General features: G+C 69.6%; 8 protein-coding genes. 2 read left to right on the top strand and 6 right to left on the bottom strand.

Annotation, left to right across the window (positions count from 1 at the left end; genetic code table 11):
- Positions 1-143 (bottom strand): 2-oxoglutarate dehydrogenase E1 subunit family protein (locus DMB80_RS22995; protein WP_420812214.1); only part of this gene is annotated, 143 nt, incomplete at its 3' end.
- Positions 144-410: 267 nt separating this feature from the next.
- Positions 411-1,154, bottom strand: coding sequence for a hypothetical protein (locus DMB80_RS22990; RefSeq protein ID WP_046362654.1), 744 nt, complete (start codon positions 1,152-1,154; stop codon positions 411-413).
- A gap of 154 nt (positions 1,155-1,308) precedes the next feature.
- Here DMB80_RS22990 and DMB80_RS22985 point away from each other — a divergent pair, with 154 nt between their 5' ends.
- Positions 1,309-2,580 carry a multidrug effflux MFS transporter gene (locus DMB80_RS22985; protein ID WP_052765192.1) on the top strand — a complete coding sequence of 424 codons (1,272 nt, stop codon included), beginning with the start codon at positions 1,309-1,311 and terminating at the stop codon, positions 2,578-2,580.
- Positions 2,581-2,645: 65 nt separating this feature from the next.
- The gene (locus DMB80_RS22980; RefSeq protein WP_111511976.1) at positions 2,646-4,328 is read left to right on the top strand and encodes an MFS transporter; all 1,683 of its coding nucleotides are present in this window, start codon (positions 2,646-2,648) and stop codon (positions 4,326-4,328) included.
- Here the strand turns inward: DMB80_RS22980 and DMB80_RS22975 are convergent.
- The 4 genes from DMB80_RS22975 to DMB80_RS22960 form a co-directional block, all read right to left on the bottom strand.
- Positions 4,325-5,716, bottom strand: a complete 1,392-nt coding sequence (locus tag DMB80_RS22975) for an NAD(P)/FAD-dependent oxidoreductase (protein ID WP_111511975.1) — start codon at positions 5,714-5,716, stop codon at positions 4,325-4,327. The genes DMB80_RS22980 and DMB80_RS22975 overlap by 4 nt on opposite strands.
- 27 nt (positions 5,717-5,743) lie before the next feature.
- Entirely contained in the window at positions 5,744-7,102 is a 1,359-nt protein-coding gene (locus DMB80_RS22970; RefSeq protein WP_111511974.1) for an FAD-binding oxidoreductase, read from the bottom strand.
- Complete coding sequence (locus tag DMB80_RS22965; RefSeq protein WP_111511983.1) at positions 7,099-10,530, bottom strand: TM0106 family RecB-like putative nuclease; 3,432 nt, start codon at positions 10,528-10,530, stop codon at positions 7,099-7,101. The genes DMB80_RS22970 and DMB80_RS22965 overlap by 4 nt, the downstream gene beginning before the upstream one ends.
- Before the next feature lie 116 nt (positions 10,531-10,646).
- The gene (locus tag DMB80_RS22960) at positions 10,647-11,219 is read right to left on the bottom strand and encodes an LppP/LprE family lipoprotein (RefSeq protein ID WP_111511973.1); all 573 of its coding nucleotides are present in this window, start codon (positions 11,217-11,219) and stop codon (positions 10,647-10,649) included.
- Positions 11,220-11,234: the final 15 nt, after the last annotated feature.

Raw genomic sequence — 11,234 nt, 5'->3', positions numbered from 1 at the left:
GGACCGGACGAGCGGGTGGACGACCCGTTCGCGCGGGCTGGGGCACTGGAGGCGTCGGTGGTGGGCTCGGGGGAGTAGTCGACGAGGAACTCGTGCCAACTCGGGTCCACCGACGAGGGATCCTCGCGGAACTTGCGGTACATCTCTTCGACCAACCACTCGTTCTGACCGAATGGTGAAGGTGAATTCACGGCTGCTGTTCGCCTCAATTCTTCGTTTCCGGCCAGTGCTCCGCGGCAGCCGGCCACCCCTTGATTGAACCCGGTGTGCGGTCACCCGCAATTCCGCCTCGTCAAGGCTAGCGCTTCGGCGACCGGCGGGACCAGGCAACGTGGGTATGGGTCGTTGTGGTCATTACGGACATGGCCGACCGGTGAACGACCGGCGACGCGCCGGTGCGCCGGCGCCGCTCAGGTGGGCGGCGCGGGCAGCAGATGTAACGGTGACGGCCAGCGCGGGGGCGGTGGCCCGAAGGCACTGTGGGCGTTCTGCACGATCTTCTTGCTCATCATCCGATTGCCGACACCCCCGACGACGGCGCCGATGCCGACGGGCAGCATCTTGCCGAACATCATCGCGCCTCTCTTGAGCGTGTAGCGCTTGACGAAGTACTTCAGCAGGCGGTTGTTGAGCTGTGACACCGCAGGCAGCGGCAGCGACGCGGCACCGTCGGACAACCAGCCGCCGCTGGTCCGTCCGCGGCCGAGCAGATCAGCGATCGCGCCCTTGCTGTCGTCACCGACGAGCACGGCCAGCACGAGGGCGCGGCGCCGCTCGCGTTCTTCGGCGGGTACACCGTGCACTTCGGCCACCGCCAGCACGAACACCGCGGTGGCCTCCAGGAACACCACCGTCTCCCCGGCGACCGCGGACATCGCGACCAGGGTGCCGATGCCGGGGAAGGCGGCCGCGGAGCCGACCGCCGCTCCGCTGGCCATCACCGCGGCCACGTAGTGCTTCTCCAGCTTGGTGATGATCTCGGCCGGGGTGGCCCCTGGGTTGCTCTCGCGCAGTCGCGCCACGTAGGCGCGGACCGCCGGACCCTGCACCCGGGCGCCGCGTTCGATGATCTGGCTGAGCGCCTTCGCGGCGGCGCTGGGATCGTCCTCCTGGACTGCGGGCTCTTTGCTCTTCGCCCGTGACCATGCACTCATCGATCGGCCTCTCGTCGAGTGGACTCGTTCCCAGGTTAATGCCTGGAAACACCTGGGAAACGATTCACCACCCGTCCGGGGTACCCAAAGGTGACGGCGATCACTGTTCGCCGAGAGGGGAAGAATTCACTGGGAAGCCGCGCTAACCAATTGCATGGCAGTATCCCCAGACGTGGACCTGACGCCCCTCGAGACCGACGCGAGTCGGGGAGTGGGTGAATCGCCGGCGACCCCTCCCAGCCGCCTGAAGATGATCGTGGTACTCGGCCTGCTGGTCGCGCTCGGCCCACTGACCATCGACATGTACCTGCCGGCGCTCCCGAGGATCGCCGACGAGCTGTCGGTGACGTCGTCGGTGGCGCAGTTGACGTTGACGGGCACGCTGGCCGGTCTGGCGCTGGGCCAGCTGATCATCGGTCCGCTGTCCGACTCTCTGGGCCGTCGCAAGCCGTTGATGGCCGGCATCGTGCTGCACATGCTGGCCTCGCTGCTGTGTCTGTTCGCGCCGAACATCGCGGTCCTGGGTGTCGCCCGCGGCCTGCAGGGTGTCGGCGCGGCTGCAGGCATGGTGGTGGCGATCGCGGTGGTGGGCGATCTGTATAAGGACAACGTGGCGGCCACCGTGATGTCGCGGCTGATGCTGGTGCTCGGTGTCGCGCCGGTGCTCGCACCGTCGCTGGGCGCGGCGGTGCTGCTCAACGCGTCCTGGCATTGGGTGTTCGCCGCCCTGGTCGTGTTGGCCGGCGCCATCTTGGTGATGGCCGTGCTGGCCCTGCCCGAGACGCTGCCCGTCGCGCACCGGCGACCGTTGAAGGTCGGCGGGATCGCCCGGACCTATGTCGAGCTGCTGCGTGACACCCGGTTCGTGATCCTGGTGTTGGTCGCGGCGCTCGGTATGAGCGGATTGTTCGCCTACATCGCGGGCGCCTCGTTCGTCCTGCAGGGCCGGTACGGCATCGGCCAGACGGCATTCGCGCTGGTGTTCGGCGCCGGCGCGATCGCGCTGATCGGGTCGACGCAGTTCAACGTGGTGCTGCTGCGCCGGTTCTCCCCGCAGCGGATCATGGTGTGGGCGCTGGCGGCAGCGTCGCTGTTCGGTGTGGTGTTCGTCGCGCTGGCCGCTGCGCACGTGGGCGGGCTGGCCGCGTTCGTCGTGCCGGTGTGGGCGATTCTCGCCGCGATGGGGCTGGTGATCCCGAACGCACCCGCGGTCGCGCTGACGCGGCATCCGGATGCCGCGGGCACGGCAGCGGCACTGCTCGGCGCGGTCCAATTCGGCCTGGGTGCAGCTGTTGCGCCCCTGGTCGGGGTGCTGGGCAACGATGAGCTGGCGATGGCCTCGGTGATGGCCACCGGCGTGGTGGTCGCGTTGGCGGCGCTGCTGCTGACCGGAGCGCACCGCGCACCTGCACCCGACTTGTCGTGAATGGCGCCGATCCGTAGCGTCGGCGCGGTCCATCTCCCACCTGTCATTGCGGATTGTCTTAGACCATGCTCGATTTCGTGACGCCACGCGCCCCAGGGGCCAATCCCTGGCACGCCCTGTGGGCGCTTCTCGTCGGCTTCTTCATGATCCTGGTCGACGCGACGATCGTCGCCGTCGCCAATCCGGCGATCATGGAGGCGCTCGGCGTCGGATACGACGCGGTGATCTGGGTGACCAGCGCCTACCTGCTGGCCTACGCCGTGCCGCTCCTCGTGTCCGGTCGCCTCGGTGACCGCTTCGGTCCGCGCAACGTCTACCTCGTCGGATTGTCGGTGTTCACGCTGGCCTCGCTGTGGTGCGGATTGTCCGGCAGCATCGGCATGCTGGTCGCCGCCCGGGTGCTGCAGGGCGTCGGTGCCGCGCTGCTCACGCCGCAGACGTTGTCGGTGATCACCCGGACGTTCCCCGCCGAACGGCGAGGCGTCGCGATGAGCGTATGGGGTGCGACGGCCGGGGTGGCCACGCTGGTGGGCCCGCTGGCCGGAGGCGTGCTGGTCGACCACCTGGGTTGGCAGTGGATCTTCTTCGTCAACGTGCCGGTGGGCGTGATCGGTCTGGTGCTGGCACTGCGGCTGGTGCCGTCGCTGCCCACCCAGAGCAAACACGTCGACCTGCTGGGCGTGGCGCTGTCCGCGGTCGGGTTGTTCCTGATCGTCTTCGGTCTGCAGGAGGGGCAGGCCCACAACTGGGCGCCCTGGATCTGGGCGGCGATCGGGGTCGGGATCGCGGTGATGGCCTGCTTCGTGATGTGGCAGTCGGTCACCCGCGGCGAGCCGCTCGTACCGCTGGCGATCTTCGGCGACCGCGACTTCTCGATGTCGAACCTCGCGATCGCGACGATGGGGTTCGTCGCGACGTCGATGATCCTGCCGCTGATGTTCTACGCCCAGGCCGTCTGCGGTCTCACGCCGACGCGAGCGGCGCTGCTGACCGCGCCGATGGCCGTGGCGACCGGCGTGCTCGCGCCGATGGTCGGCAAGATCGTCGACCGCGCGCACCCGCGCCCCGTGATCGGATTCGGGTTCTCGGTGCTGGCCATCGGGCTGACCTGGCTGGCGATCGACATGACCCCGACCACGCCGATCTGGCGACTGGTCGTGCCGCTGACGCTGATGGGCGTGGGCATGGCGTTCATCTGGTCACCGCTGGCGGCGACGGCCACCAGAAATCTGCCACCGCATGTGGCCGGGGCCGGCTCCGGGGTCTACAACACCACCCGCCAGGTCGGCTCCGTGCTGGGCAGTGCGGGGATGGCCGCGTTCCTGGCGGCACGGCTGGCGGCGGAGATGCCGGGCGGGGCCGGCGGCGGGGGAGCATCGGAGGGCGCGGTGGCGCAGCTGCCGGGCTTCCTGCACGCCCCGTTCTCGGCGGCCATGTCGCAGGCGATGCTGCTGCCGGCGTTCATCGCGCTCTTCGGCGTCATCGCAGCGCTGTTCCTCACCGGCGGGGTGGGGCGGCGGTGGGCGCCGGCTGAAGACACGCGAGCGGACGCCCGAACCGACACCGGCGAGGACGGGGATTGGGTTGATGACGACTGGGTCGATGACGACGACTACGTCGAGTACCTCGTCAACCGGGATGTCGACCGGGATGTCAGCCGGGAGCCTGACCGCGACACGTCCGACACTGATGTGCTGGACCGGGTCCTCGCCGAACCCGACAGCGGAGGGCGCCACGCGCGCGGCTAACCGCTCTCCATCAGCGCGCTCAACTGGTCGTTGGTCTTGGTCAGCGCTGTGGTCAGGGCGCCGAACGCGCGATCACGCACGCGAATCTTGTCGCCGAAATCAGGGAAGAGGTCGCGCAGCACATTGAGCCGGGAGGTCTTCAGCCAATCCATCAGCTCCGGGTCTTTCAACCAGCGCACCTGAGCTTTGTTGTCCGACAGCAGGATTCGTAGCCAGTCCAGCGGAGCGTCGGGGTGCGTGATGGGTGCGCACAGGTCGTTGCGGACGGCGTCGTCGGCGTAGGCGGCCTCCACGTGGGCGATGAACGCCGAACTGAACACCTGCTGGCATCCCCGCACGCTCTGCAGCGTGATCCGGTCGCCGTCGAACACCGGCACCGACTGCGGACGGGGCAGTCCCTGCGTCGTGCAGTCCACGTACAGCGACGGCGTCGATACCTCGATCTCTCCGTCGCGCAACACGATTCGGTCGTGCTCGGCGCGTTCGAGGTGGCCGAGCCGGACCACGTCGTCGATCAGGCGAAGCTGGTCCAGCTCACGGGAAGACACGATCGCGCAGTGATACATCGTCGGCGTGACGGCGGGGTCGAGCCGGAACAGGGTCGCGTCCGCTTCGAGGCGGGCGAACAGGTCGTCCACCGAGGTCGCCTCGGCGATTGCGGCCATCCGCGAGGCGATCGATTCGCGAAAGCTCTTCACGAACTGCCCGCCGGGCTGGATGTGGGCCCGGTTCATCAGCCACGAGTCCCGCGGCATGATCCACCGCACGTTCTGCGGGGAGACACCGGAGCGCAGCAGCCACAGACAGCAGTCCATGCCGGTCTTGCCGCCGCCGACGACCGTGTAGTGCCCGCGGCCGGCCGCGCGGCGCGGCAGATCGTTGGGGGTGATCGCCTCGATGCCGTCGGCGACCGAGAACGGTGCCGAGCGCATCGACTGCACCACGGTCAGCAGGTAGGTCGCGTCGACCACGCGGCGACGCACCGTCACCTGGTGTTCGGTTCCGTCGAGAGTGCGAAACCTGTTGTCGCCCACATGGTGCGAGGACGGGAAGTAGTGCAGCCGGCCGGTGGGCAGCATCTGGTGACGCATCACCTGGTCGTAGTAGGAGCACACCTCGTGGCCGGTCGCCAGCTCGAAGAACCCTTCGTTGGGCCCCGACTGGTCGATCCAGTCCTCGTTGCCCAGCGCCCGCGAATTCACCCCGTAGTAGGACGAGGGCTGGTGCAACCGCACGAACGGATACACCCAGTTCCAGTGCCCGCCCGGCTGGTGGTTCTCGTCGACGAGCACGACCGTCGCATCGGTTTCGGTCAGCAGCGTGTCGACGAACGCCATCCCCATCGCGCCTGCGCCGATCACCAGGTAGTCGGCCTCGATGCTCGTCATCGCCGCCACGCTACGGGACATCGGCGCTCAGCCGAACAACACCGCGGGGTTCAGATACCCGGTGGGGTCGAAGGCGGCCTTGACCGCCCGCATCGCGGCGATGTCGGCGTCGCTGCGCGACATCGAGACGTAGTCCCGTTTGCGGGTGCCCACACCGTGCTCGGAGCTGACGTTGCCGTCGTGGCGGGCGATCAGCGCCATCATCGCGGTGTAGAGCGCGTGCTCGGGCTCGCCGGTCAGTGCACACCGCACGATGTTGAGGTGCAGGTTGCCTTCGCCGACATGCCCGAACAGCACCGGGATCGCGTCGGGCGCATGCTCGGCGACCAGCGCCACCGCGTCGGCGGCGAACGCCTTGATCGACGAGAGTGGCAGCGACACATCGAATTTCAAGGGCGGACCGTAGACGCCGAGCACGTCGGCGACCGCCTCGCGGACCTGCCAGAGCCGCTGCTGCGCTCCCGTGTCGACGCCGACGGCGGGTTCGCCGACCAGGTCGGCGTCGGTCAGAGCGTCGGCCAGCCGCTCGGTCAGGTCGGTCTCGCCGGCCAACTCGATCAGCAGCAACCAGTCACCGTCGACGGGGGCGGCGACACCGACGTGTTCGGCGGTCAACGCGCTGGCCCGGGCGTCGATGAGCTCCAGTGCCGCGATGCCCGCCATGTCCCGGAACACCCGTGCGGTCGCGAGCAGCGCATCCAGATCGGCGTAGCCGCAGATCGCCGTGACGCGGTGGCCGGGGGCGGGGTGCAGCCGCAGGTCCAGTCCGGTGATCACCCCCAGCGTGCCCTCGGCGCCGACGAACAGAGACGCCAGGTCGTATCCGGTGTTGTCGCTGCGCACCTGGCTGTGCCGGTGCACGATCGACCCGTCGGGCAGCACGACGTCGAGGCCCAGCACCTGTTCGCCCATGTTGCCGTAGCTGACGGTGCGTAGCCCGCCCGCATTCGTCGAGGCCATCCCGCCGACGGTCGCCGAGTCGCGGGCGGCCAGGTCGACTCCGAACACCAGGCCGGCCGCTGTCGCGGCCCGCTGCACCTCGGCCAGCGTCACCCCGGCGCCGACGTGCACGCGGCGCTCCGCGGTGTCGACGTCGCCGATCTCACGCAGCCGCTCCGTCGAGAGCAGCACGTCGTCATGCTCGGGCACAGTGCCCGCCACCAGCGATGTGCGCCCGCCCTGCACGGTCACGCTCACCCCGGCGTCACGGCACGCGGTTAGCACCGCGGCCACTTCGTCGGCGGAGCCGGGACGCACCATCACTGCCGCCCGGCCCCGGTAGCGCCCGGTGTAGTCGGTGCTGCGGCCGCTCAGCACGTCGGCGTCGGTGCTCACCTGCGAGGCGCCGACGATCGCCGCGAGCTGTTCTGTCAGCGCTTCGGTCATGGGCCCGGTGTATCACATGCGGACAGCGACAGGAACGCGCCCAATTCGACCAGGCGATCGGGCGTACCGGGCAGGTATCCGGTGAGCTGCGGTGACCGTACGATCACGGCCAGGTACTTCGCCCGGCTGACCGCGACGTTGAGCCGATTCCTGTTGAGCAGGAAGGCGATTCCGCGAGGAGCCTCGTCGATCGAGGACGCCGTCATGGACACGAACACCACCGGCGCCTGCTGACCCTGGAACTTGTCCACGGTGCCCACTCGCACGTCGGGATATCCGGCGGCGTCGAGGTGGTTGCGCACCTGCACGACCTGCGCGTTGTACGGGGTGACGACGAGGACGTCGCGCTGCGCGAGCGGGCGCGTGCCGTCCTCGTCGGTCCACTCGGCGCCGAGCAGGTCACCGATCGCGGCGACGATCGCCGAGGCCTCTTCGGGGCTGTCGGTGACGTTGCCGTGGTGGGGGACGGCCAGCGTGCGGATACCGGGCGCGACGCCGGCGAGCGTGCGCGCGGCGGTCACCGGTTCGTGGGACTGCAGCCGGTTGTCGTAGGACAGCCGCGACACCCCGCGGCACACCTGCGGATGCATCCGGTAGGAGCAGTGCAGGAAGTAGCCGCGCTCAGGAGGCAGGGTGTGGTGGCCGTCGACGAGCCACGCCAGTGCCGAGCCGTCCACCGGTTCCGGGTGGGTGCCCTGGCTGACCTGCGGCAGCTGTTGCGGATCGCCGAGCAGCAGCAGACTGCGCGCCGCGCGGGCCACCGCGATGGTGTTGGCGAGGCTGAACTGGCCGGCCTCCTCGACGACGAGCAGGTCCAGCGAGCCGGCCGGCACCTTGGTGGCGCTGGCGAAATCCCACGCGGTGCCCCCGACCACGCAGCCCTTGTGACCGGCGATGAAGTCGGCGAACTGCGGGTTGGTGATCTCGGTCCAGGCGCCGTCGCCGGAGCTGAGCTTCTTGGCCACCCGCGTGCCGTCGACACCGGCGCGCAGGATGCCGGCGAACAGGTTCTCCACGACCGCGTGCGCCTGCGCCACGACCCCGACCCGCCAGCCGTGGTCGTCGATCAGCCGGGCGATCACCTGGGCGGCGGTGAACGTCTTGCCCGTGCCGGGCGGACCGTGCACCGCGAGGTAGGACGCGTCGAGATCCAGCAGCGCGGCCGTGATGTCGTCGACGACGACGCCGGAGTCGGGCAGCGCAGCGCCGCTGCGGGTGCGCGGGGCGCGGCGCAGCAGCAGATCGGTCATCGCGCCGGGGTGCACTCGGGGCAGCGTGGCGGCGACGTCTGCTGCGGTCGCGGCGATGGACTCCGATAGCGGTTTGGTGCTGATCGGCGGCCCTGGCGTCAACGCGAACGGCACCTGCGTGAAGACGTCGCCGTCTTTGGGTTGGCGCTCGATCACGGTCACCTCGGTGGGCGCGTCGACGTTGTCGCACTCGATCACCGACACCGTGGCGAACCCCCGACGATCGGGGTCGTCGGCCAGGCCCGCGGGAGCCGGCGGATCGTAGAGCGCGTACATCTCGCGAGCCAGGTCCCCGTTGGCGATCTCACCGCGAAGCACGATGCGTCGCTGGGGTTTACGGGCCCGCGGCGGTGTGTGCCAGTCCTCGGCGATTCCGGCGCTCTCGACCAGGAACACCCCGCTCGCATCGGCCCACTCCTCGACCGGATTGTTCACCCGGTCGAAGTGGCCCCACCAGAACGGCTTGTCCTCCCGCTGGTGAAAACCCTTGGCCGCGGCGATCATCGCGATCGCCGTCTGCTCGGGCGTTCGCTGGTCCACACCGTCGCCGGCGAACTTCAGCAGTCGGCGTTCGACCGCATCGGGCGCGGCGGTCTGTACCGTCGCCCCGTCGACCGGCACGGGTCCGCGGGGCGGGACTCCGGCTTCGATGGCGCGCGCCACCAGCCAGTCGCGCAGCCGGCGCGTCGAGCGACAGTCGTAGCGGTTGTACTCCTCAATCTCCTTGAGCACCGTCGCGGCGTCGTCGGCGCGGCCGCCATCCCGTAGCTCGCAGTAGTGGGCGTACTCGGTGATCGACGCGGTGGCGGTGGTGACCTCACCGTCGCGCAGCTCGTTGCCCATGTAGAGCGGTTCCAGGCTCTTGATGCTGTAATTCTCGGTGCCGACCCGAATGCTCTTGCGCACCAACGGATACAGGTCCACCAGCACGCCTTCGCGGAGCAGCTCGTCGACATCGCGTTCGCCGACGCCGTAGCGGCCGGCCAGCCGCAGCAGCGTGCTCTTCTCGTAGGCCGCGTAGTGGTAGATGTGCATGCGGGGGTAGCGCCGCCGGCGCTTGCGCACCATGTCGAGGAACGCGATCAGCGCCGCGCGTTCGTCGGCGCGGGTGTGCGCCCACAGCGGCGAGAACTCGTCGGCGACGGTCAGCACGCCCCACAGGTATTCCAGACCCCATTCGTGGCCGTCGGCGGTCCACAGTGGATCGCCCTCGAAGTCGAAGAACAGATCGCCTTTGTCGGCGTCGGGCAGCACCATCAGCGGCTGCGGATCGACGACGCGGTAGGGCGGTTTGCCGTCGACGCGGTCGGCGAGCTGAAGGCGGGCCTGGCCAGTCAGCGCGGCGACGGTGCGTGGTGGCAGGTCGGGCACGGCGCCCTGGTGAGCGGCGAGTTCGCGCACGGTCGTGACGCCCGCGTTGAGCAGCCGGGCGCGCTGGCTGACCCGCATACCCGCGACCAGCAGCAGATCGTCGTGCGCGCGGACCTGCTCCTCGCAGTCGGCGCAGCGGAAACACGCGCGCACCGACTCGTCCTCCCACGACGCCGGGGTCCCGCCGGCCTCGTGCCGGTCCAGCAGCTGCTGCAGCGCGGCGCGGCGGGGTCGGTACACCGGCAGGAGCTCGTCGACCGGATAACTGACGATCGCGCCGTCGCCGAGGACCAGGTCGACCTCGGGCGCGACGGGGACCCCCGCCGCGATGAGGGTGTCGACGTAGGCGGCCAGCTGCAGCAAGGCCTCGACCTTCACCGAGCGGGCCAGCTTCGTGTCGCGTAGGCGATAGCGCGGGCCCTGCTCGGACTCTTCGAGCAGGAGGAAGTCGGCGAACCCGACAAACCGGCCGTCGAACATCGCGGCCTGGTAGATCACCGGCGCCCGCCGCTCGATCGCCCGCAGAGTCTGCTCGGCCGCCGCGGTCAGGCCTGCGAGTGTGTAGTCCGGCCGGCCGATGACGGTGATCTCGGCCTCGTCTTCGGCATCGTCACGCAGCGCGTCGAGGTGGCGCCGCTCGTGCTCGTCACCCAATTGCGATGTGCGGACGAGCATCTCGTCATCGCCGGCGACTGCCGTGGCGCGGCCGAGCTTGACGTCGAACGAGCGCAGCAGCGCGTACTCGCAGCGGGCGGCCGCGGCGAGATCGGAGGCGCTGTAGACCACCCGGCCGTCGATGACGAACACGCCGCCACTGTAGGGCAGCCCACCGACGCCCACCCCCGCCGCGGAACTTCATTCCCGGTCGTGGTGGAGCCGAAATCGCAGCCCTGGCTTCTCACTGGCGGCTACGGCCGACGACCTCAACGCGGCGTGTTGCCGATCAGCTCCACCCCGCTGCCGTTCCATCGGAACTTCACGATGCTGTCGAGCCCGGGCATGCCGCCGGAGTACTTCAGCGCGACCGTGTCGCCCGTGGTGCCGACGCCGTCGATCCCGTTGAAGCCGTACGTGTCGGGCACCCCGGTGGGGATGAACTTGCCGCGGTGGAACAGCACGGCGCGAGTGTTGGGGTTCTGCGAGTTGGTGTTGGCCTTGACGATCACCGCCGAGAGCTGAGCGCATTCGTTGTAGTTGCCGGCCACCGGTTCGGGGTTCCAGCCCTGCTTGCTGCGCGGGTCGCGGGGGAGTTCGGACACCGCCTTGGCGATCTCGGGGGAGGCCAGGTCGGTCGCGCAGGGGTCTGCTGCGGGCGCAGGCCCCGGCGGCGGCCCAGCAGGTGCCACCGTCGGCGGCGGTGCCGCCGTCGACGCCGCCGAAGCCGTCGGACCCGGGGTTTTCGACGCGGTCGAATCACCTGACCCGCAGCCGGCGAGAACCAGGGCCGCGGCACCCATCACAGCTGCCCACTTCACAACAGGCGACCGTACCGGCATCGCGGCGGCACCGGC

This window comes from Mycobacterium kyogaense (assembly GCF_003254575.1).
GTDB lineage: Bacteria > Actinomycetota > Actinomycetes > Mycobacteriales > Mycobacteriaceae > Mycobacterium > Mycobacterium kyogaense.
This window is presented reverse-complemented; position numbering and strand designations above follow the sequence as displayed.